Genomic DNA, 25,162 nt, shown 5'->3' with positions numbered 1-25,162 from the left:
AGCATGCACTGTGAACACTCGCCGCACGGGCTTCGCCCCCCTGCCCGCCACGGCCGCACAGCGTGGTGTCCGCGTCGCCGAGGAACTCGACGCGGACGCCTCGGCCTTCCTCTGCGCGGCCGTACTGGAAATCTCAGGTCCCCTCGACCCCGAGCGGCTCGCACGGGCCGTGGCGCACGCCGTCGATGACGCCGAAGCGCTGCGGGTGCGGTTCACAGAGCACGACGGCAGGCTCCTGCAGGACGTCCTGCCCCCCGAGGAGGCGCGGTCCGCGCGCGAGCTGACCGTGGTCGACCTCGGAGGGCAGCCCGACCCGGCCGCCGCGGCCGACGCCTGGGTGACCGCCCGGCTGGCCACGGCCCCCTCGATGCTCGGCACGGCGCCGCTCGTCTCCCACGCGCTGCTGCGCCTCGGGAACGGCCGCGACCGCCTCTTCCTCAGCTACCACCACGCCCTGCTCGACGGCTTCGGCCAGGGGCTGCACACCGCCCGGATCGCCGAGGTCTACACGGCGCTGGAATCCGGGGCGCCCGTTCCCCCGTCCCCGGCCGGCCCCCTCGCCGCACTCGTCGAGCAGGACGAGGCGTACACCGCCTCCCGCACCCGTGAACGGGACCTGGGCTACTGGCGGGAGACGATGAGCGGCCTGGCCGTTCCCCGCACCCGGCCGCACGACGGCCCCGCACCGGCCCTGCACAGCCGCGGCCAGCTGACCCCGGAGCAGGCGCGCCCCCTCATCGACGCCGCGCGCGCGGCCCGCGTCCCGTGGTCCGCCATGGCGATCGCGCTGGCCGTGGCCCACCGCAGGACCACCACCGGTGAGGACGAGATCGTGCTCGGGCTGCCGGTGACCGCCAGACTGGGCCGCACCGCGCTCTCCACCCCCGGCATGCTCGCCAACGAACTCCCGCTGCGCGTCACGGTCAGCCGCTGGACCACCCTCGGCGACCTGGTCGACGACGTACGGAGGTCGGTCGGCTCGCTCCTGCGCCACCAGCGGTTCCGGGGCGAGGAACTGCACCGGGAACTGGGCCGGTCGAGCGGGACCGGCGGCTTCGGAGGCATGACGCTCAACGTCATGGCCTTCGCCCGGACCCTCCGCTTCGGCCGGGCCGAGGCCGTCATCGACCAGCTGTCCACCGGCCCCGTACGCGGACTGGCCGTCAACGTCCAGGGACAGGCCGACGGAGCGGGCGGCCTCGTCCTCGACCTGCACGCCGACGGCACCGCCCACCGCGAGGACGAACTGGCCGGACTCCGTGACAGCTTCGCCCACTACCTCCAGCACGCCGCCACCGGTCTCGGCCGCCGCGTGGGCGCCACCGCGCACGCGCTCCCCGGCGCCCGCACCCGGCCACTGCGGGGCGAGAGCACCGCGCACCCGGCCGGCGCCTCCGGACTGGCCGAGGCGTTCGAGCGGCGGGTCGCGGACGCACCCGACGCCGTCGCCCTGGTGCACGGCACCCGCTCCCTCACCGCCGCGGAACTCAACGCCGACGCCAACCGGCTGGCCCGCCACCTCCGCGACCGGGGGGCGGGCGCCGAGACGGTGACCGGGCTCTACCTGCCCCGCTCCCCGGAGCAGGTCACCGCGGTACTCGCCGTCCTCAAGGCCGGTGCCGCCTACCTTCCGCTCGACCCGGCCTACCCGGCCGAACGCACCGCCCAGGTGCTGGGCGACGCCACGCCCCCGCTCGTCATCACCACCGCGCGGCTGGCCGGAGAACTGCCCGACGGAGCCGCGCACGTCGTCGTCCTGGACGACGACGAGGTGCGCGCCGAGCTGACCGCCCGGTCCGCCGACGACCTCACCGGGGCCGAACGCCCCACCGCCACCGCCGACTCCGCCGCCTACGTCATCCACACCTCGGGCTCCACCGGGCGCCCCAAGGGCGTGGTCGGCCTGCACGGCGGTGTGCTCAACCGCGTCCACTGGTTCGGCACCGCCCACCCGCTCGCGCCCGGCCGTCCCGTCCTGGGCAAGACCTCGCTCAGCTTCATCGACGGCACCACCGAACTGTTCGGCGCGCTCCTGCACGGCAACCCGCTCGTCCTCGCGCCGGAGAGCGCGCTGTCGGCGGCCGAGGAACTCATCGAGCTGGTCGACCGCCACCAGGCCGGCCGGGTCAGCCTCGTGCCCAGCCTCCTGTCGGCGCTCCTCGACAGCGACCGGGCCCCCCTGCTGCGCGCCTGCGACGTGCTGGTGAGCAGCGGCGAGGCGCTGTCCGGCGAACTGGCCGCCCGGGTCGCGCAGGCGCTCCCGGACACCCGCCTGCTGAACCTCTACGGCTCGTCCGAGGCCACCGGCGACAGCCTGGCCGCGGTCTGCGACGGCCTCGGCGCCAGCCTCGGCACCCCCATCCACAACACCACCGTGCTGGTCCTCGACGACCTGCTCGGGCCGGTGCGCCCGGGTGAGGTGGGAGAGCTCTATCTGACCGGCGCCGGACTGGCCCGCGGCTACCTGGGCCGCCCCGACCTGACCGCCGAGCGGTTCGTCGCGGGTCCGGACGGCGCCCGGATGTACCGCACCGGTGACCGCGTTCGGATGCGACGGGACGGCGGCCTCGACTACGTGGGACGCGCCGACTCCCAGGTCAAGCTGCGCGGCAACCGCGTCGAACTGGCGGAGGTGGAAGCGGCGCTGAAGTCCGCGCCGGGGGTCGCCGACGCGGTCGCCGTCGTGCACGGCGCCGACGGCGAGGGCCGGCTGGTCGGCTACGTCACCCCCGCCGGCCCGGACGACCGCCCCGACCCGGCCGGGACCGCCGGGCACGTCGCCACCGTGCTGCCCGGCCACGCGGTGCCCGCCGTGGTCATGGTGCTGGACGCGTTCCCGCTCACTCCCAGCGGCAAGACCGACCGGCGCGCGCTGCCCGCGCCCGAATTCCCCCGCACCACCGGACGCGCGCCCGTCGGACGCGAAGAGACCCTGCTGTGCGAGCTGTACGCCGAGGTACTGGGCCTGGACGAGGTCTCGGCGGAGGACGGCTTCCCCGAACTGGGCGGGGACAGCATCACGGCGCTGCGCCTGGTCGGCCGGGCCCGCAAGGCCGGGCTCGTGCTGAACGCGCGGGACGTCTTCGACCACCGCACCCCCGCCGCCCTCGCCCGCGTACTCGGCGCCACCGATGCCCCCGATGACCGGCCCGCCCCCGCCGAACTGCGGCACCCGCTGTCCGCCGACGAGGCCGCCGCGCTCCTGGCGGAGCGCGGGGACGGCGAGATCCTGCCGGTGACCCCGCTCCAGGAGGGGCTGCTCTTCCTCGGCCTGCTGCACGGCTCCGGCACCTACGTGGTGCAGAGCTCCCTCGACCTCGAAGGCGCGCTCGACCCCGCCCGGATGGGCGCGGCCGCCGCCAGGCTCCTGGACCGCCACGCCAACCTCCGCGCGGCCTTCCTCCACGAAGGGCTCGGCGCACCGGTCGCCTTCAGCGCCCCCCGGGTGCCCGTCCCGTGGTTCCACAGCGACCTGTCAGCCCTCCCCGCGGCCGCACGCGAGGACGCGGCACGGCGGGCCGCCGACGAGGACCGTGCCGCGCCCTTCGACCCGGCCGTCCCGCCCCTGCTGAGGATGCGCCTGATCAGTCTGGACGGCACGCACCACCGCCTGACCCTGACCTACCACCACCTGCTGCTCGACGGCTGGTCCCTGCCCGTCCTGCTGCGCGAACTGCTCCACCTGTACGCCGCCGCGGGTGACCCGTCCCTGGAGCCCGCCCCGTCCGTCCCGTTCACCGAACACCTCCGCCTGCTCGGCGCGAGGGACCGGGACACCAGCCTCGCCGCCTGGCGCGAGGCGCTCGCGGGCCCGGTGGCGCCCACCCTCGTCGCCCCCGGCTCCACCGGCACCGACCACGCGTCCGAGTCCGCGGAGACCCGGCTGCCCGCCCGGGTCACCGAACGGCTGGAGCAGCGGGCCCGTGCCGCCGGAGTGACCATCGCCTCCGTCGTCCACGCGGCCTGGGCCCTGGTCCTGGGCCAGTTCACCGGCCGCTCCGACGTCGTGTTCGGCAGCACCGTGGCAGGCCGCCCCGCCGAGATCGACGGCCACGCGGACATGGTCGGCCTGTTCGCCAACACCGTCCCCGTACGGGTGTCCTGGACCCCCCGCGAGTCGCTGCTCGACCTGCTGGCCAGGACCCAGGCCGAACAGGGCGCGCTCCTCGCGCACCAGCACCTCGGGCTCGCCGACATCCAGCGCGCGGTGGACGCGGAGCAGCTCTTCGACACCCTGCTCGTGGTGGAGAACCAGCCCGCAGGCCAGCGCGAGCTGGCCGACGCCGCCGACGCCGCGGGAGTGCGCGTCACCGGCACCGGGTTCCGCGACACGACCCACTACCCCCTCGCCCTGACGGTGCTGCTGGGCGAGGAACTCGTCCTCCAGATCGAGCGCCGCGCCGGTGAGGAGGGGCTCGCCCCGGCCGCCACCCTCGTGGAACGCGTGGCAGGCGTGCTCGCGACGATCGCCGCCACCCCCGGCCTCGCCCTCGGCCGCCTCGGCATCCTCACCCCCCAGGAGCACCGCCGCGCCATCGCCGCGGCACAGAACACCGGCCACCCGCCGCTGGACCTCAACGTCGGCGAACTGCTGGAGCGGCAGGCCGCCGCCACCCCGGACGCCACCGCCCTGATCGCCGAGGGCGAGGCACCGCTGACCTTCGCCGAGCTGGACGCCCGGGTCAGCCGGCTGGCCCGGTACCTCGTCGCGCGGGGCGCCGGTCCCGGCGCCGTCGTCGGCCTCCTCCTGCCCCGCCGCGCCGACCTGGTCGTGGCCCTGCTCGCGGTGCTCAAGTCCGGCGCGGCGTACCTGCCCATGGAGCCCGACCTCCCGCCCGCCCGTGTCGAACGGCTGCTGACGGACACCCGGCCGGTGCTCGTCCTCACCGCCGGGACCGCGGGCGACACCTTCGGCGTTCCCACCGCCGACCTCGCGGATCCGGGCACCCGGGCGGCCGTGGCCCGGCACTCCGGCGCCCCCGTCACCGACGCCGACCGCCTCCGCCCGCTGACCCCGGGCGACGCCGCCTACGTGCTGTTCACCTCCGGGTCCACCGGCCGCCCCAAGGGCGTCGTGATCGAGCACCGCGGCGTACGCAACCTCATCGCCCAGCACCACGAGACACTGGCCGGACCGCAGATCCAGCGCTCCCACGGACGCCCGCTGCGCTTCGTCCTGACCGCGCCGCTCTCCTTCGACACCTCGTGGGAGGCGTTGATCTGGATGCTGGCGGGGCACGAGACGCACCTGCTCGGCGACGCCACCCGGCGCGACGCCGCGGCCGTCGTCGCGTACATCCGCGCCACCGGCGCCGACGTCCTCGACGTCACCCCCTCGTACGCGGAGGTCCTGCTGGAGGAGGGGCTCCTCGACGGCCCCGTCACCCCCTCGATCCTGCTCCTCGGCGGCGAGGCCGCCGGTGAACGGCTCTGGGCCCGTCTGCGGGAGGTGCCCGGCCTGGAGGCCCACAACCTCTACGGTCCCACCGAGTTCAGCGTCGACGCCCTCGCCGCGGACCTCGCCGAAGCGCCCCGCCCGGTGATCGGCCGCCCGGTGCGCGCCACCGGCGCCCACATCCTCGACGACGCCCTGCGGCCCGTGCCCGACGGCGTCCCCGGCGAGCTGTACCTGGTGGGCGACGGGCTGGCCCGCGGCTACCTGGGCCGCCCGGACCTGACCGCCGAGCGGTTCGTGGCCTGCCCGTTCGCCCCGCCCGGCGCACGCGCCTACCGCACCGGCGACCTGGTGCGCCGCCGCGCCGACGGGCTCGTCGAGTACCTCGGCCGCGCCGACAACCAGATCAACGTCCGGGGCTTCCGCGTCGAACCCGGCGAGGTCGAGGCCGTACTCGCCGAGCACCCCGGCGTGATCCGGGCGGGCGTCACCGTACGCGAGGACCGGCTGGTCGCCTACGTCGTCGCGCACCAGGACGGCGCCCCCGGCCCGGAGGAACTGCGCGCCCACGCCCTGCTGTCGCTGCCGCGCTACGCGGTGCCCCAGGCGTTCCAGCTCGTCCCCGAGCTTCCGCTGTCGGCCAACGGCAAGCTGGACCTGAAGGCCCTGCCCACGCCCCAGGCGCAGGTACGGCCCACCGGGCGGGCGCCGCTCGGCCACCACGAAGAGACCCTGTGCGCCCTGTTCGCCGACCTGTTCGGCCTGGACGGCGTCGGTCCCGACGAAGGCTTCTTCGACCTGGGCGGCCACTCCCTGATGGCCACCCGCCTCGTCGGCCGCGTCCGCGGTGCCCTCGGCGTACGGCTCAGCGTCCGGGACGTCTTCGACGCGCCCTCCCCGGCCGCACTGGCCGAGGTGCTCGCCCGCCGCGGCGCCGACGCACCGCGGACACCGCGGACCCCCGCCGAACGCCCCGGGCGCGTCCCCATGTCGCCCGCCCAGCGCCGCCTGTGGTTCCTGCACCAGCTCGAATCCGCCCGCAGCACCTACAACATGCCGATGGCACTGCGGATCTCGGGCGATCTGGACACCGACGCCCTTGGAGCCGCGCTCGGCGACGTCGTCGACCGGCACGAGATCCTCCGCACCGAGTTCGCCCAGGACGACGACGGTCCCTACCAGACCGTACGGCCCCGCACACCGCGGGCGCTCCCGCTCGTCCCCGTCGGGACGGACGCCGGGGAACTCGACGACCGGCTGTGCGAGGAGGCCCTGCGCCCCTTCACCCTGACCGGGGAACTCCCCTTCCGCGCCACCCTGTTCCGCCTCGCCCCCACAGAGCACGTACTGCTCGTGGTGGCCCACCACATCGCGGGCGACGGCTGGTCCCTCACCCCGCTGCTGACCGACCTGGCACACGCCTTCGCGGCCCGCAGCCGCTCCGCCGCCCCGGTCTGGGCCGCCCCCGCCGCGCAGTACGCCGACCACACCCTCGCGCAGGCCGCCCTGCTCGGCAGCGAGGAGGACCCGGACAGCGTCGCGTACCGGCAACTGGCCCACTGGCGCGAGGCCCTGGCCGGCCTCCCGGAGGAGATCCCCCTCCCGCTCGACCGCCCGCGCGGCTCCACCGTCTCCGACCGCGGCGGCAGGGTCGTCTTCGCCGTGTCCGAGGAGACCCGCGGGCGACTGGCCGAGCTCGCCGCCCACGCCCGCACCAGTGTGTTCGTCGCCGTCCACGCCGCGGTCGCGGTGCTGCTGTCCCGGCTCGGCGGCGGCACCGACATCCCCGTGGGCGCCCCCGTGGCGGGCCGCACCGACGAGACCTACCACGGCGCGGTCGGCGCGTTCGTCAACAGCGTGGTGCTGCGCGCCGACCTGTCCGGCGCCCCCACCTTCCGTGACCTGCTCACCGCCGGGCGCGAGACCAGCCTGCGGGCCCTCGCCCACCAGGACCTGCCCTTCGAACGGCTGGTGGAGGTGCTGAGCCCCACCCGGTCGCTCTCCCGCCACCCGCTGTTCCAGGTGATGCTGACCCTCGACGACGCGCCGACCGGGAACCTCGTGGACTCGCTCGCCGGGTTCGACGGCCTCGACGTCACCGCACGGGACGTGCCGACCGGTCTCGCCAAGTTCGACCTCGGCTTCACCCTCTCCGAACCGGCCGGGGACGGCGGCGGCCTCCACGGTGAACTGGACTACCGCACCGACCTGTTCGACGAGACCACCGCACGGTCCCTGGCCGAACGCCTCGTCCGGGTCGTCGACGCCCTCGCCGCGGACCCCGACACCCCCGTCGCCGACCTCGGCGTACTCGGGGACCAGGAGCGCTCCACCATCCTCGGACCGTGGGGAACGGGCGCCGAGGGGCCCGCCCCGCTCACCCTCCCCGAGCTGTTCGAGGCCCGCGTGGCCGAGGCACCCGACGCCCCCGCCGTGGTGCAGGGGCTGGACGGCGAGATCCTCACCTACCGCGAACTCGACGAGCGGGCCAACCGGCTGGCACGCCATCTCGTCGCCCTGGGCGCCGGACCCGACCGCTTCGTCGGCGTCTCGCTGCCCCGGTCGGCCGACTGGGTCGTGTCCTGGCTCGCCGTGGCGAAGGCCGGGGCCGCGTTCCTGCCCATCGACCCCGCCTACCCGGCGGAGCGCATCCGCTTCATGCTCCAGGACGCGGCCCCCCGTCCCGTGCTCACCCTCCAGGAGCTGGCCCCGCCGCTGCGCGAGGCCGGGGCGGACTGCCTGCTCGTCGACGGCCACGAGCTGGCAGGCACCCTGCGCGGCCTGTCGCCGGAGCGGCTCACCGACGCCGACCGGGCGGAACCGCTGGACCACGCGCACGCGGCCTACATCATCTACACCTCCGGTTCGACCGGTACGCCCAAGGGCGTCATCACCCCGCACACCGGCATCGCCGCGCTCTCCGCGCTCCAGCGGTCGGCGCTCGGGCTCGGCGCGGGCAGCCGGGTCCTCCAGCTGGTGTCCACCAGCTTCGACACCTCGCTGTGGGACTCCTTCTGCGCGCTGCTCTCCGGCGCGACCCTGGTCCTCGCACCCCAGGACACCCCGCTCGGGCAGGACCTCGCCGACTTCGTCCGCGACGCCGCCGTGACCCATGTCGCGGTCCAGCCCGCCGTCGTCGCGAGCCTTCCCGACGGAAGCCTGCCGGCCGGCGTGACCCTCACCCTCAACGGTGATGTCCTGCCGCCCGGCCTGGTCCACCGCTGGCTGCCCGGCCGCCGGATACTCAACGGCTACGGCCCCACCGAGGCGACCGTCGGCGCGGCCATCTGGGACACCGCCCGGCACCGCGGCACCGGACCGGTCCCCATCGGCCGGCCCTTCGACGGCAAGCGGCTGTACGTCCTGGACGAGCGGCTGCGCCCGGTGCCGCCCGGCGTCGCCGGTGAGCTGTACATCGCCGGGGGACTGGCCCGCGGCTACCACGACCGGGCGGCGCTCTCCGCCGAACGGTTCGTCGCCTGCCCCTTCCCGGGGCCGGGACGGACCGCCGCCCCGGGCGAGCGCATGTACCGGACGGGCGACCGCGTCCGCTGGAACCGCGACGGCGCCATCGAGTTCCTCGGCCGCACCGACGACCTGGTGAAGCTCCGCGGCTTCCGCGTCGAACTCGGAGAGGTGGAGGCGGCGCTCGCCGCGCACCCCGATGTCGCGCAGAGCGTGGCCGTCGTCCGTGAGGACGTGCCCGGGGACCGGCGCCTGGTGGCGTACGCGGTGCTGGAGCAGGACAGGGACGTCGATGCCCCGGCCCTGCACCACTGGCTGGCACAGCGTCTGCCCGCCTACCTGCTGCCCTCCGCCTGCATGGTGCTCGACGCCCTGCCGCTCAACGTGAACGACAAGGTAGACCGGCGCGCACTGCCCCGCCCGGAGACCGCCACCTCCGTCGGCCGTACTCCGCGCGACGCCCGTGAGCAGCTGCTGTGCGACCTGTTCGCCCGCGTCCTGTCCACCGGACCGGTCGGGATCGACGACGGATTCTTCGACCTCGGCGGCGACAGCATCCTCTCCATCCAGCTGGTCAACGCCGCACGCCGGGCCGGACTCGCCCTCTCCACCCGCGACCTGTTCGAGAACCCCACCCCGGCCGCGCTCGCCGCCCTCGTCACCACGCCGGTGGCCACCGGCGGCGGCCCGGACATCGGGGACGTGCCGCTGACGCCGGTCGTGCACCGCTGGCGCGAACTGGGCGGCCCCACCGGGACCTTCCACCAGAGCGTCGTCGTCCCCGTCCCCGCGGAGCTGGAGTTCGACGACCTGACCGCGGCCGTGGCGGCGCTCCTGGACCACCACGACGCCCTGCGCCTGACCCTGACGACATCACCGCAGTGGCGACTGCGCGTCCCGGCACCCCAAACCGCCGACGCGCGGCGCCAGGTGCGCCGGGTCGACGCCACCGGTGTCCAGGGGACCGCGCTGCGCGACCTCCTCACCCAGGAGGCCGCCGCGGCACGCGCCGCTCTCGCACCCGAGCGCGGCGAAGTGCTCCAGGCCGTCTGGCTCGACCGGGGGGACGAGCCGGGCCGGCTGCTGCTCACGGCCCACCACATCGCCGTCGACGGTGTGTCCTGGCGCATCCTGCTGCCCGACCTGGCCGAGGCGTGGCACGCCGTGCGCGACGGGCGTGAGGTCCGGCTCGCGCCGGTCCCGACCTCTCTGCGCGCCTGGGCCGAGGGCCTGCACCGGCTCGCCGCGGAACCCGCCCGCGAGGCGGAAGCGGCCGCGTGGCTCCAGCGGGCCGACGCGGAACTCGTCCCCGTCGGCGGCAGCCCCCTGGACCCCTCCCGGGACGTCGTGGGCACGGCCGGACGGCTGGAGCTGACCCTGCCGCCCGAGACCACCGCACGGCTCCTGGAGGCCACCGCACGGCTGCGCTGCGAGCCCCAGGAACTGCTGCTCGCCGGGCTGGTCCTCGCGGTCTGCGACGCGGACCGCGAACGCCCCGGGGTGCTGGTCGAGATCGAGGGCCACGGGCGGGCCGAAGCCGTCCTGCCCGGCGCGGACCTCTCCCGGACCGCCGGCTGGTTCACCACCCTGCACCCGCTGCTGCTGCCCGCCGGGCGCGAACCGGGCGACGTCCTCGCCGCGGTCAAGGAACGCGTCCGCGACGTGCCCGGCCAGGGCATCGGCTACGGGCTGCTGCGCTATCTCGGCCAGAACACCAGCGCCCGGCTCGCCCGGCTCGCCCGCCCTGACTTCGGGTTCAACTACCTGGGCCGGGTGAGCGCGGCCCAGGACGGGTTCTGGACGTCGACCGCCGACGAGGGCGCCGTCCTCGACGAGCAGGACCCGGCCACCCCGCTGTCCCACGCCGTCGCCCTGGACGCCGTCGTCCTGGACGGCGAGGACGGGCCTGCGCTGACCGCCACCTGGACCTGGGCGGCGCGTCTGCTGACGGCCGGGGACGCGGACGCCCTGGCCCAGGGCTGGTTCGCCGCGCTGACGGAGCTGTCCGCCCACGAGGGCGTCCTGACCCCCGCCGACGTCTCCGCCCCCGGCATCACCGCCGACGACCTCGCCACCCTGCGGGGCCGGTACCCGGACATCGAGGACGTGCTGCCGCTCTCGCCGCTCCAGCAAGGGCTGTTCTTCCACCACGTGCACCACGGCACCCTCGACGAGGACTACATCGTGCAGTGCGCGGTGGACCTGGACGGGCCGCTGGACACCGGCCGGTTCAAGGCGGCGGTCGAAGCCCTGCTGGACCGCCACACCAACCTGCGGGCCGGATTCCAGCACGAGGGCCTCGACCGGCCCGTGCAGGTGCTGCCGGGACGGGTGCCCGTGCCCTGGACGTACGCCGACCTCACCGGGCTCACCGCCGCCGAACGCGAGGCGGCCCTGGAGAGGACCGCCCGCGGCGAGCGGGAACAGGGCTTCTCCCTGACCCGGCCGCCCCTGCTGCGGTTCGCGCTGTCGCGCTCGGCGGACAACCGGCACCACCTGCTGCTGACGCTGCACCACATCCTGCTGGACGGCTGGTCGATGCCGGTCATCTTCCACGACCTCCTCCAGCTCTACCGGTCCGACGACCCCGAACCGCTGCCCCCGGTGCGGCCGTTCCGCGACCATCTGCGCTGGCTCGCCGGCCAGGACCGGGACGCCGCCGCCGGGGCATGGCGCGCGGCCCTGGACGGGCTCCCCGGCCCCGCCCTCCTGGTGCCCGGCCACACCTCGGCCGACTCCGGGCAGGCCGTCGTCGAGCTGTCCGAACAGGACACCGCGATGGTGACGGGGTTCGCGCGGGAGTGGGGGGTGACGGTCGGTGCGGTGGTCCAGTCGGCGTGGGCGGTGCTGCTGAGCGGGCTGCTGGGCCGTGACGACGTGGTGTTCGGGGTGACGGTCTCGGGCCGTCCGGCGGAGCTCGACGGCGCCGAGTCGATGGTCGGTCTGTTCATCAACACGGTGCCGCTGCGGGTGCGGGTCGATCCGGCCGAGGGGCTGGGCGATCTGGTGGTGCGGGTGCAGGCGGAGCGCTCCGCGCTGCTCGCGCACGAACACCTCGGGCTCGCCGAGATCCAGCGCATCGCCGGACACGGCGAACTCTTCGACACCACCACCGTCTTCGAGAACTACCCGGTGGACGCGGACGCGCTCGCCGGACTCGCGGCCCGGAGCGGACTGGCCCTGGGACCGGCGGAGATCAGCAACGCCGGTCACTACCCCGTGACCCTGACCGTGGCCCCGGGAACCCGGATGCGGCTCCAGCTGCGCCACCCCTCCGGCGCCTACGACGCCGACGAGGCGGCGGAGCTCGCCGGCCGGCTGGCCGGGATCGTCCAGCAGACCGCGGCCGCGCCGCGGACACCCGTAGCAGCAGAACTTCCCGCACGGAACGAAAGGCGGCAGATCGTGGAGTGGAACGGCACGGTGGGCGAGGCGTCGAACGGCACCGTCACCGAGGTCTTCAGGGAGACGGTCGCCCGCGCGCCCCGCTCCGTGGCCCTGGTCACCGGCCGGGGGGCACTGACCTTCGCCGAACTGGACGAGCGGGCGAACCGTCTCGCGCACGTGCTCATCGCCGCCGGAGCCGGTCCTGAGCGGAACGTCGCCGTCCTCCTGCCGCGCACCGAGGAATGGATCGTCACCATCCTCGCGGTGCTGAAGTCCGGCGCGGCGTACGTCCCGGTCGACCCCGCGCAGCCCGCCGGGCGCACCGCGCACATCCTGAGCGGGACGGCCCCCTGCGCCGTCGTCACCACCCTGGCGTCGGCACCCCACTGCGGCGGGACACCGGGCGCCGAGCCGGTCGTCCTCGACGACCCGCGGACCGTGCGCGCCCTCGACGGGGCGAGCTCCCAGGACCCGGGCGAGCGCGGCATCCGGCCCGAGCACCCGGCGTACGTCATCCACACCTCCGGCTCCACCGGCACGCCCAAGGGCGTCGTCGTCCCGCACTCCGCCCTCGCCAACCTGTACGCGGCGCACACCGAAGGCATCTTCGCCGCCGCGGGCGGGCGGACCCTCAGGGCCGGCCACCTCAGCCCCGCCACCTTCGACGCCTCGTGGAACCCGCTGCTGTGGATGGCCGCCGGGCATGAACTGCACGTCCTGGACGAGGACACCCGCACCGATCCCTACGCCGTCGTCGCCCACGTCGACGAACACCGCCTGGACTACGTACAGATCACGCCGACCTACTTCGACCGCCTCCTCGACGCCGGCTTCCTCGGCGACGGCCATCACCCGACGGTGATCGCGCTCGGCGGCGAGGCGATCACGGCGACCGCGTGGGAGCGGCTCGCCGCGTCCCGGTCGACCGCGTGGAACCTGTACGGCCCCACCGAGTGCGCCGTCGACACCAACGGCACCACCATCGAGACCGCGACCGTGCCCCACCTGGGCCGACCGCTGCTCAACACCCGCGTCCACCTGCTCGACACCGCCCTGCGGCCCGTCGGTCCCGGAACCGTGGGCGAGATCTGCGTCGCGGGCCCGCAGCTGGCACGCGGCTACCTGAACCGGCCCGACCTCACCGCCGAGCGCTTCGTCGCCGACCCCTTCGGCGCCCCCGGCGACCGGCTCTACCGCACCGGCGACCTGGCCAGGCGGCGCCCCGACGGGCGCATGGAGTTCGTCGGCCGGTCCGACCAGCAGGTCAAGCTCCGCGGCTTCCGCATCGAGCCCGGCGAGGTGGAGGCGGCGCTCGCCGCGCACCCCGACGTCGCGCGGAGCGTCGTCGTCGTACGCGAGGACCGGCCCGGGGACCGGCGCCTGGTCGGCTACACCGTGCTGTCCGGGACCGAGCGGCCGGACCTGCGCGCCTACCTGGCCGGGCGGCTGCCCGAGCACCTGGTGCCCTCCGCCGTGGTCGTCCTGCCCGAACTGCCGCTCACCACCAGCGGCAAGCTCGACCGCAAGGCCCTGCCCGCCCCGGAGCAGGGTGCCGCCTCCGGTACCCGGGCCCCCCGCAACGAGCAGGAGACCCTGCTGCGCGAGATCTTCGCCGAGGTGCTGGGCGTACCGGACGCCGGGGTCGAGGACGACTTCTTCGGCCTGGGCGGCGACAGCATCCTGTCCATGCAGCTCGTGGGCCGGGCGCGGCGCGCCGGGCTCACCCTCACCACGCGGGACGTCTTCGACCACCGCACCGCCGCCGCGCTCGCCGCGCTCGTCGGGGAGCCCGTCGCGGCCGAGCCCGAACCCGAGCCCAACGACGACGGTGTGGGCGAGATCCCGCTGACCCCGATCATGGTCGGGCTCGCCGAATCCGGTGTTCCCCTCGACGGGCACGCCCAGACGGTCGCCGTCCGGATCCCCGCGGACATCGGCCACCGCCACCTGGCCGAAGCGCTCCAGGACCTCCTCGACCACCACGACGCCCTGCGGATGATCCTGGAATCCGACGAGGCCGGCTGGGTGCCCGAGGTCCGCCCGCCCGGGGCGGTGACCGCCGCGTCCGTGCTGGAACGCGCCGAGGCCGGAACGCCGGACGCCGAGGACGTACGGGCGCTGGCCGCCCGCGTCACCGCCCGGCTCTCACCCGCCGAAGGAGCCGTCGTACGGGCCCTCTTCCTCGACCGGGGGCCGACGGACCAGGGACTTCTCGTCCTGGCCGTCCACCACCTCGCCGTCGACGGCGTCTCCTGGCGGATCCTGCTCTCCGACCTCGCCACCGCCTGCCTCGCCCGCGCAAAGGGGGAGCGCCCCCGCCTGCCGCGGGTCGCCACCTCGCTGCGTACCTGGGCCCAGGGCCTGACCGGGCAGGCCGCGGCCAGGCGCACCGAACTCCCGTTCTGGAAGACCGTCCTCGAAGGTCCCGACCCGCTGCTCGGCGCCCGGCCGCTGGATCCGGGGACCGACCTCGCGGCCACCGTCCGCCGCAGCGAGATCACCCTCCCCGCGGAGCTGTCCGGTGCGGTACTCGCCTCGGGCAGCCCCGACCACCTGATGCTCGCGGCCCTCGCCGTGGCCGTCGGGCGCCGCCGTGCCGAGCGCGGCCACCCGTACGACTCCGGCATCCTGGTGGACGTCGAGGGCCACGGGCGGGCCGAACACCTCGTCGAGGGCGCCGACCTCTCCCGGACCGTCGGATGGTTCACCAGCGTCCACCCGCTGCGCATCACCACCGGCGACCCGAACGGCCCGGACGCGGCCCGCGGCGCGCTGCGCGGCGTCACCGACGCCGTGGCCGCCGTCCCCGACGGGGGAGTGGGATTCGGCCTGCTGCGCCACCTCAACCCGCGCACCGCCCCCGTCCTGGCCCGTGCCGCGGCACCGCAGATCATGTTCAACTACCTGGGCCGGGTCGGCGCGCCCTCCGGCACCGACGGCTTCGTCCCCGAGGTGCTCGGTGTCGGCGACGACGTCGCCGAGGCGCCGCTGACCCACGTCCTCGTCCTGGACGCCGTCGCCACGGAGAGCCCCGAGGGCCCGTGCCTCACGGCCACCTGGTCATGCGCCGGTGAACTGCTCACCGGACAGGACGTCACGGAACTCACCCAGGCGTGGACCGAGGCCCTGCGCGCCCTCACCGGCGACGGCGACGGCGACGGCGACGGCGACGGCGGGAACGGCGGGGGCGACGGCGGGTCCGGAACCCCGCCGCGGCCCGGCCCGGCGCACAGCCTCGCGGTGGACGTCTCCGACGTCAGCCTCACCCCGGGGGAGCTGGCCCACCTGACGGCCACCGGCCCCGAGGCCGAAGCGGTCCTGCCGCTCGCACCGCTCCAGGAAGGGCTGCTCTTCCACCACGCCCTGGACACCGGAGTACCCGACGTCTACAACGCGCAGGCGACGCTCGAACTGCGCGGCGCACTGGACCGCGAGCGCCTCCGCGGCGCCATGGCGGCCGTGCTGCGCAGGCACCCCAACCTGCGCGCGAGCTTCCGCTTCGACGGGGTGCGCACACCCGTCCAGGTCATCCCGCGCGACGTGGGGACACCCTGGACGGAGGCGGACCTCCGCGACCACGACGACCCCCGGGCGGAAGCCGTCCGCCGCGCGGACGAGGACCGGGCCCGCCGCTTCGACCCGGCCGACGGCCCCCTGCTGCGCTGCCTGCTGCTGCGCCTGGACGACACCACCTTCCGGCTGGTCATCACCAACCACCACGTCCTGTGGGACGGCTGGTCCCAGCCGATCCTGCTCAAGGAGCTCATCGAGCTGTACCGGGTGGGCGACCCGGCCGCGCTGCCCCCGGTGCGGCCCTTCCGCGACCATCTGCGCTGGCTCGCCGGCCGGGACCGGGACGCCGCCGCCGAGGCGTGGCGCACCGCGCTCGACGGCCTTGCGGGACCGGCACTGCTCGCCGCGCACACGGACGGCGCCGCGCAGGCGCCCCGCCGCCTGGAGAGTGCGGTCGACGCCGAGACCTCCGCGGCGGTGACGGGGTTCGCGCGGGAGTGGGGGGTGACGGTCGGTGCGGTGGTCCAGTCGGCGTGGGCGGTGCTGCTGAGCGGGCTGCTGGGCCGTGACGACGTGGTGTTCGGGGTGACGGTCTCGGGCCGTCCGGCCGAGCTCGACGGCGCCGAGTCGATGGTCGGTCTGTTCATCAACACCGTGCCCCAGCGGGTGCGGGTCGATCCGGCCGAGGGGCTGGGCGATCTGGTGGTGCGGGTGCAGGCGGAGCGCTCCGCGCTGCTCGCGCACGAACACCTCGGGCTCGCCGAGATCCAGCGCATCGCCGGACACGGCGAACTCTTCGACACCGCCCTGGTGGTCGAGAACTTCCCGGCCGGTGACGAGGCCACCGAGGTCGTCCCCGGCCTCCAGGTCGCGGGCACCGACGGCTACGACTCCACGCACTTCCCGCTCGCGCTCGCGGTGCTGCCGGACGACGTCCTGCGGCTGCGGCTCGACTGCGCCCCCAGCCTGTTCGACGACCGGGGACTGGCGGCCGTCGCGGAACGCTTCACCGGCATCCTCCGCACGATCAGCGCCGGACCGGGGCTGCCGACGGCCCGCGCCGGGCTGCTCACCGCGGCGGAGGCGCCGCTCGCCGAGGGCACCGGGAGCCTGGGCCGCCCGGCCGGGCCGGGCGCCCTCTGGCCCGACCTGTTCGAGCGCCGGGCCGCCCAGGCCCCCGGCCGCCCCGCAGTCGGGTTCGAGGACCGCACCCTGACCGCCGCCGCGCTCAACGAACGGGCCAACAGGCTGGCCCGGCTGCTGATCGCACGCGGCGCGGGGCCCGAGCGCTTCGTCGCCGCGGCCCTGAACCGTTCCCTGGAACTGCCCGTCGTGATGCTCGCCGTCGCCAAGGCGGGCGCGGCCTTCGTCCCGATCGACCTCGGCCACCCGGCCGAGCGGGTCGCGCTGGTCCTCGACGACACCGACCCGGTGCTCGTCGTCACCACCCGGGACGCGGGATTCGACGGCGGGGACGTCCCCCGCGTGCTGCTGGACGACCCGGCCACGGCCGCCGAACTCACGACCCTCGCGGCCCACGACGTACGGGACGAGGAGCGCGCCGCCCCGCTGCACCCGCACCACCCCGCCTACGCCGTGCACACCTCCGGGTCGACCGGCAGGCCCAAGGCCGTCGTCGTGACCCACGCGGGTCTGCCGGGGCTCGCCGCGGGCCAGATCGAGCGGTTCGCGGTGTCCGGGGAGAGCAGGGTGCTGCAGTTCGCCTCGCCCACGTTCGACGCCTCCGTGTCCGAGCTGATGATCGCGCTGCTCTCCGGAGGGACGGCTGTCTACGCCACCTCCGACCAGCTGCTGCCCGGACCCGGACTGAGCGCCCTCCTCGCGGACCGGGGCATCACCCACGTCACCCTGCCCCCGGCCGTGCTCGCCGTGCTGCCGGACGACGCCGTCCCGGCGGGAACCGTGATCACCGTCGCCGGCGACGCCTGCACCGCCGAGGTGGTGCGCCGCTGGGCACCCGGCCGCCGGTTCGTGAACGCGTACGGGCCGACCGAGTGCACCGTCTGCGCCACCATGTCGCAACCGCTGGCCCCCGACGCGGGCGTACCGCCCATCGGCCGCCCCCTCGACGGAGCCGTCGTCCACGTCCTGGACTTCGCGCTGCGCCCGGTGCCCGACGGAGTCGTCGGCGACCTGTACGTCTGCGGCCCCGGTCTGGCCCGCGGCTACCTCGGCAACCCGGCGCTGACCGCGGGCCGGTTCGTCGCCGCCGCGTCGGGCGAGCGGATGTACCGCACCGGCGACCTGGTGCGCAGGCGGCCCGATGGCGAGCTCGAGTTCGTCGGCCGCGACGACGACCAGGTGAAGGTCCGCGGGTTCCGCATCGAACCGGCCGAGGTGGAGGCGTACCTGGGCGAGGACCCCGGGGTGGCCCGCAGCGCGGTGACCACCGACGGACAGCGGCTCGTCGCGCTGGTGGTGGCCGAGGAAGGCGCCGTCCTGGACCCGCTGCGACTGCGGGACTCCCTGGCCGAGCGGGTTCCCGCGCACCTGCTGCCCTCCGCCGTGATGCTCGTCGACGACCTGCCGCTGACCCGCAACGGCAAGCTGGACCGGGCGGCCCTGGAGGTCCCGCGCACCGCCGACGGCGATGCCGGGCGTGGTCCGCGCACCCCGCAGGAGGAGATCCTGTGCGGGCTGTTCGCCGATGTGCTGGGCGTGGACACGGTGGCGGTGGACCGGTCGTTCTTCGACCTGGGCGGCCACTCCCTGACCGCCACCCGGCTGGTGAGCCGCATCCGCGGTGTGCTGGGGACGGAGCTCTCGGTCCGCGACGTGTTCCAGGCGCCGACCGTGTCCGCTCTCGCGGAGCGTGTGGGTGTTTCGGGTGGTCGTGGTGGTGTGGTGCTGGGTGGTGGGGTGCGGCCGGATCGTCTGCCGTTGTCGTTCGCGCAGCGTCGGTTGTGGTTCTTGCATCGGTTGGATGGTCCGGGTGCGGTGTACAACGTGCCGATGGCGTTGAGGTTTTCGGGGCGTTTGGACCGGGGGGCGTTGTTTGGGGCGTTGGGTGATGTGGTGGGGCGTCATGAGGCGTTGCGTACGGTGATCGCGGAGGATGGTGAGGGTCCGTATCAGGTGGTGCTGGATGCGGGTTCGGTTTCTCCGGAGTGGGTGGTGCGGTCGGTTGGTGAGGGGGAGCTGGAGGGGGCGTTGTCGGATGCGGCTCGGCGGGGTTTTGATCTGTCGGGTGAGCTGCCGGTGCGGGGTTTCCTTTTTGAGGTGGGGGTGGATGAGCATGTGGTGCTGATGGTGATGCATCACATTGCGGGTGATGGGTGGTCGGTGGGGCCGTTGGCGGCTGATTTCGCGGAGGCGTTCGCGGCTCGTTGTGGTGGTGGGGTTCCGGGGTGGGAGCCGTTGCCGGTTCAGTATGCGGATTATGCGTTGTGGCAGCGGGAGCTGCTGGGTTCGGAGGGTGATGCGGGGAGTGCGCTGTCGCGTCAGGTGGAGTTCTGGCGTGAGGGGCTGGCGGGTCTGCCGGTGGAGTTGTCGTTGCCGGTGGACCGGGTGCGTCCGGTGGTGGGTTCGCAGCGTGGCGGGCGTGTGGAGTTTGATGTTCCGGCGGGTCTGCACGCGGGTGTGGTGGCTGTGGCGCGGGAGTGTGGTGCCACGGTGTTCATGGTGATGCAGGCTGCTCTGGGTGTGCTGTTGTCGCGGTTGGGGGGTGGTGATGATGTTCCGGTGGGTGTGCCGGTCGCGGGGCGTGGTGATGTGGCGCTGGAGCGGTTGGTGGGTTTCTTCGTGAACACGCTGGTGCTGCGGACGGATGTGTCGGGTGATCCGTCGTTCCGTGAGCTGGTGGGGCGGGTGCGTGCCGCTGATCTGGCGGCCTTCGCTCATCAGGACGTTCCGTTCGAGCGGATCGTGGAGCTGGTCAACCCGGAGCGCTCCGCCGCCCGCCACCCCCTCTTCCAGACCGCGCTCACCTGCAACACCGCCGACGAGATCTCCGCGCTCGGGGCGACGGCCCGGCTGCCGGGACTCACGGCCGAACCCCTCTCCGTGGACACCGGCGCGGCCAAGTTCGACCTCGACTTCGAGTTCGGCGAGTCCCGGGTGGACGGCGCGCCCGCCGGCATGAGCGGCACCCTGGACTACAGCGCCGATCTCTTCGACCCGGAGACCGCCGGTTCCATGGCCGCCCGCCTGCTGCGCGTGCTCGAAGCGGTGACCGCCGACCCGGACGTGCGCGTCCGGGCGGTCGACCTGCTCGACGCGGCCGAGCGCACCCGGCTCCTCGACGAGTGGGGCGGTGACGTCTACGTCCTGGACCCCGGCCTGCGGCCGGTGCCGCCCGGCGTGTACGCCGAGGTGTACGAGGCGGCCGACGTCCCGGGCGAGGGCATGGTGGCCGACCCGTTCGGGCGGCCGGGCCGCTGGCTCCGGCAGACCGGCGACCGTGGCCGCTGGACCCGTACGGGCGAGCTCGAACGCCTGGCCGCCGAGCGGCCGGCCGACGACGGGACCGGCCACGGCCCGGCGGCCCGGCGTGGTCCGCGTACCCCGCAGGAGGAGATCCTGTGCGGGCTGTTCGCCGATGTGCTGGGCGTGGACACGGTGGCGGCCGACCAGTCGTTCTTCGACGTGGGCGGCCACTCGCTCGCCGCGATCCGGCTCCTGAACCAGGTACGGGCCGCCCTGGGCGTCCCGGTCTCGCTGAAGGACTTCTTCGAGGACCCCACCCCCGCGGGTGTCGCGGAGCGTGTGGGTGTTTCGGGTGGTCGTGGTGGTGTGGTGCTGGGTGGTGGGGTGCGGCCGGATCGTCTGCCGTTGTCGTTCGCGCAGCGTCGGTTGTGGTTCTTGCATCGGTTGGATGGTCCGGGTGCGGTGTACAACGTGCCGATGGCGTTGAGGTTTTCGGGGCGTTTGGACCGGGGGGCGTTGTTTGGGGCGTTGGGTGATGTGGTGGGGCGTCATGAGGCGTTGCGTACGGTGATCGCGGAGGATGGTGAGGGTCCGTATCAGGTGGTGCTGGATGCGGGTTCGGTTTCTCCGGAGTGGGTGGTGCGGTCGGTTGGTGAGGGGGAGCTGGAGGGGGCGTTGTCGGATGCGGCTCGGCGGGGTTTTGATCTGTCGGGTGAGCTGCCGGTGCGGGGTTTCCTTTTTGAGGTGGGGGTGGATGAGCATGTGGTGCTGATGGTGATGCATCACATGGCGGGTGATGGGTGGTCGGTGGGGCCGTTGGCGGCTGATTTCGCGGAGGCGTTCGCGGCTCGTTGTGGTGGTGGGGTTCCGGGGTGGGAGCCGTTGCCGGTTCAGTATGCGGATTATGCGTTGTGGCAGCGGGAGCTGCTGGGTTCGGAGGGTGATGCGGGGAGTGCGCTGTCGCGTCAGGTGGAGTTCTGGCGTGAGGGGCTGGCGGGTCTGCCGGTGGAGTTGTCGTTGCCGGTGGACCGGGTGCGTCCGGTGGTGGGTTCGCAGCGTGGCGGGCGTGTGGAGTTTGATGTTCCGGCGGGTCTGCACGCGGGTGTGGTGGCTGTGGCGCGGGAGTGTGGTGCCACGGTGTTCATGGTGATGCAGGCTGCTCTGGGTGTGCTGTTGTCGCGGTTGGGGGGTGGTGATGATGTTCCGGTGGGTGTGCCGGTCGCGGGGCGTGGTGATGTGGCGCTGGAGCGGTTGGTGGGTTTCTTCGTGAACACGCTGGTGCTGCGGACGGATGTGTCGGGTGATCCGTCGTTCCGTGAGCTGGTGGGGCGGGTGCGTGCCGCTGATCTGGCGGCCTTCGCTCATCAGGACGTTCCGTTCGAGCGGATCGTGGAGCTGGTCAACCCGGAGCGCTCCGCCGCCCGCCACCCCCTCTTCCAGGTCTCCCTGTCGATGGAGAACGCGGACGCGCAGAGCACCCCGGCCCTGCCCGGCCTGCCGGGCCTCACCACCGAGCCGTACCCGGTCGACACCGGCGCGGCCAAGTTCGACCTCGCCTTCGGCTTCGGCGAACGCCCGGAAGGCGGGCTCAACGGCTCCCTCCAGTACAGCCTCGACCTGTACGACCGCGAGACCGCCGAGTCCTTCACGGCCCGCCTGGTCACGCTGCTGGAATCGGCGGCCCTCGCCCCGGACAGCGCCATCGGCTCGCTCGACGTCCTGCCGGCCGACGAGCGCAGGAGCCTGACCGGGGAGTGGAACGACACCGCCTCCGACACGGGCAGCCCCACGTTCCCCGAACTGTTCGAGTCCGTGGTCCGCCGCACTCCCGGGGCCCCCGCCCTGCACGGCGACGGCGTCGAGCTCGACTACGCCGGACTCGACGCCCGCGCCAACGCCCTCGCCCACGAGCTGATCGCCGCCGGGGTGGGCCCCGAGGACATCGTCGCCCTGCTGCTCCCGCGCTCCGCCGACCTGATCGTCTCCCTGCTCGCCGTACTCAAGACCGGCGCCGCCTACACCCCGATCGACCCCGCGCACCCCGACACCCGGATCCGCGTCATCCTCGAAGGGAGCCGTGCCGTAAGGGTGCTGACGGACCGGGCGGGCGCCGCCCGCACCGGTCAGGTCCCGGCCGTCCTGGTCGGCGAGAGCGACCTGACGTCCCGCCCGCGCCACGCGCCCACCGACTCCGACCGGGTGCGCCCCCTGCGCCACGACCACCCCGCCTACCTGATCTACACCTCGGGCTCGACGGGAACCCCCAAGGGCGTGGTCGTCCCGCACACCGGACTCGCCTCCCTGGCCGCCGAGGAGGGGAAGCGGTTCGCGGTGGCACCCGGCAGCAGGTTCCTCCAGCTGTCCGCCCCCGGCTTCGACGCCATGGTCCTGGAGGTCACCTCCGCGTTCGCCGCGGGCGCCACCCTCGTCGTCCCGCCGCCCGGCCCGCTGGCCGGCGAGATCCTCGCCGAGGTCGTCGACGCCCACGCGGTCACCCACGCCCTCGTGCCCCCCGCCGCCCTGGCGACCGTTCCCGAGGGCGCGCTGTCCTCGATGACGACGCTCGTCGTGGGCGGCGAGGCGTGCGGGCCCGAACTGGTCGCCCGCTGGGCCCCGGGGCGCCGCATGGTGAACGCCTACGGCCCCACCGAGTCGACGGTGGTCACCTCCACCTCCGACCCCATCACCCCGGACGGTGACGTCCCGATCGGGCGGCCGGTCCAGAACACCAGGGTCCACGTCCTGGACGCCGCGCTGCGCCCCGTCCCGGTGGGCGTGCCCGGAGAGCTGTACGTCAGCGGCTCCGGCCTGGCCCGCGGCTACCTCGGCAGCCCCGCGCTCACCGCCGAGCGCTTCGTGGCCCTGCCCTCCGGCGCTCCGGGCGAACGCGCCTACCGCACCGGGGACCTGGTCCGCTGGCGCCGCGACGGCCAGCTGGTCTTCCTGGGCCGCGCCGACGGCCAGATCAAGCTGCGCGGCGTACGCATCGAGACGGGGGAGGTCGCCGCGGCCGTGTCCGCGGCCCCCGGCGTCCTCACCGCCGTCGCCGGACTGCACACCGCCGACGGCGTCCCGCGCCTGGTGGCCCACGTGGTCGCCGAGCCCGGCGCGGACGTCGACCCCGCGGCGGTCCGCGCGTACGCCGCGGGCGTCCTGCCCCGCCACCTGGTGCCCGCCGCCGTGGTCGTCGTGCCCCGCATCCCCGTCACCGCGAACGGCAAGACCGACCGAGCCGCGCTGCCCGCCCCCGACTTCACCTCGGCGGGCGACACCCGGGCCGCCTCCGGAGAGCGGGAGGAGATCCTCGTACGCCTCTTCGCCGAGGTGCTGAACCTGCCCGAAGCCGGCGTCGACGACGGCTTCTTCGACATGGGCGGCGACAGCATCCTGGCCATCGAGCTGGTGAGCCGGGCCCGCCGGGCCGGGCTGATCCTCTCCCCGCGCCAGGTGTTCGAACACGCGACCCCCGCCCGGCTCGCCGCCGCGGTCACCGGAGCCGGCCAGGCCGCCTTCGAGCCCGAGGGCGGCGGCGTCGGTCCCGTACCGCCGACCCCCGTCGTCTCCTGGCTGCGGGACAGCGCGGGACCGTCCACCCGGTTCAGCCAGTCCAGCCTCGTCCGCACCCCGGCCGGCGCGGGCGCCGGACATCTGCGCGACGCGCTCACCGCGCTGATCGACCGGCACGACGCGCTGCGCCTGGTCCTCGACACCGACGAAGGCCGCTGGGACCAGCGGGTACGCGAGCCGGGCACGGTCGACGCGTCCGGGTGCCTGCACCACGTGGACGCCTCCGGGCTCGGCGAGGACGCCCTGCGGGCCGTCCTGCTGGAGCAGGGCGAAGCGGCCAGGCAGCGGATCGACCCCCGCCGGGGCGCCGTCCTTCGCGCGGTGTTCTTCGACCGCGGCCCCGAGGAGGACGGCCTGCTGCTGCTGGTCGTCCACCACCTCGCGGTGGACGCCGTCTCCTGGCGCATCCTCCTGCCCGACCTCGCGGAGGCGTGCGGGGCCGTCATGACCGGCGAGCCCGTCCGGCTCCAGCCGGTGGGCACCTCGCTGCGCTTCTGGGCCACCCGGCTCACCGAACTCGCCCAGGAACCCTCCCTGGCCGCGGACGCGCCGCGCTGGGCGCAGACCCTGCGCGCGCCGCGGGCCGAGCTCGCCGCCCGGCCGCTCGACAGGACGGCCGACCTCGCGGCGGACGCGGGGCACCTGATGACCCGGCTGTCCGCCGAGACGACCGCCGCCCTGCTGACCGAGGCCCCCGCCGCCTACCGCTGCGAACTGCGCGAGATCCTGCTCGCCGCCCTCGGATGGGCCGTGGCCGACTGGTCCGCGAACGGCGGGACCGCCGTGGTGGCCGAGATCGAGGGGCACGGCCGCGACGAGGAGCTGGTACCGGGCGCCGACCTGTCCCGGACCGTCGGATGGTTCACCCAGACCTACCCCGTCCGCCTCGACCTCGCGGCTCCCGACCGGGCCGAGGCCTGGTCCGGCGGCCCCGCGACCGGGCGCCTGCTCAGCACCGTCAAGGAACAGCTGAGGGCCCTGCCGCTGCGCCGGGCCGGCTACGGACTGCTGCGCCACCTCAACGCCGGGGCGGGCGCCGAGATCGCCGCCCTCCCCGCACCCGACCTGGCGTTCAACTACCTCGGCCGGTTCACCGGGTCCGCCGGCGAGGACGCCGGACAGAGCCTCTTCACCCCCCTGCCCGGCTACGAGACCGGAGCCGACCAGGACCCCGGCGCCCCCCTCGGCCACCTGCTGGACCTCTCCGCGCTGGTGGCCGACCACGACGGCGCTCCCACCCTGATGGCCAACTGGACCTGGGCCTCGGCGGCCATCGGGCGCGAGCGGGCCGAAGCGCTGGCCGCCCTGTGGACCCGGGCCCTGGAGACCTTCGCCCGCCACGCCTCCGGCGACCACGGGCTCACCCCCTCCGACGTGGCGGTGAGCCACCTCAGCCAGGACGAGATCGACGAGTTCGAGCTGGACTTCGACCTGGACGAGGAGGACTGA

The 25,162-nt window shown here is 74.7% G+C and carries 1 protein-coding gene; it reads left to right on the top strand.

The window, feature by feature from the left end; translation table 11 throughout:
* Positions 1 to 10: 10 nt before the first annotated feature.
* Positions 11 to 25,162, top strand: a complete 25,152-nt coding sequence (locus ACFVWY_RS31280; RefSeq protein WP_389878273.1) for a non-ribosomal peptide synthase/polyketide synthase — start codon at positions 11 to 13, stop codon at positions 25,160 to 25,162.

Origin of the sequence: Streptomyces sp. NPDC058195, assembly GCF_042883525.1 — a bacterium.
Lineage (GTDB): Bacteria > Actinomycetota > Actinomycetes > Streptomycetales > Streptomycetaceae > Streptomyces.
The sequence above is the reverse complement of the archived record's forward strand: the minus strand, read 5'-3'. Positions and strand labels throughout refer to the sequence as shown.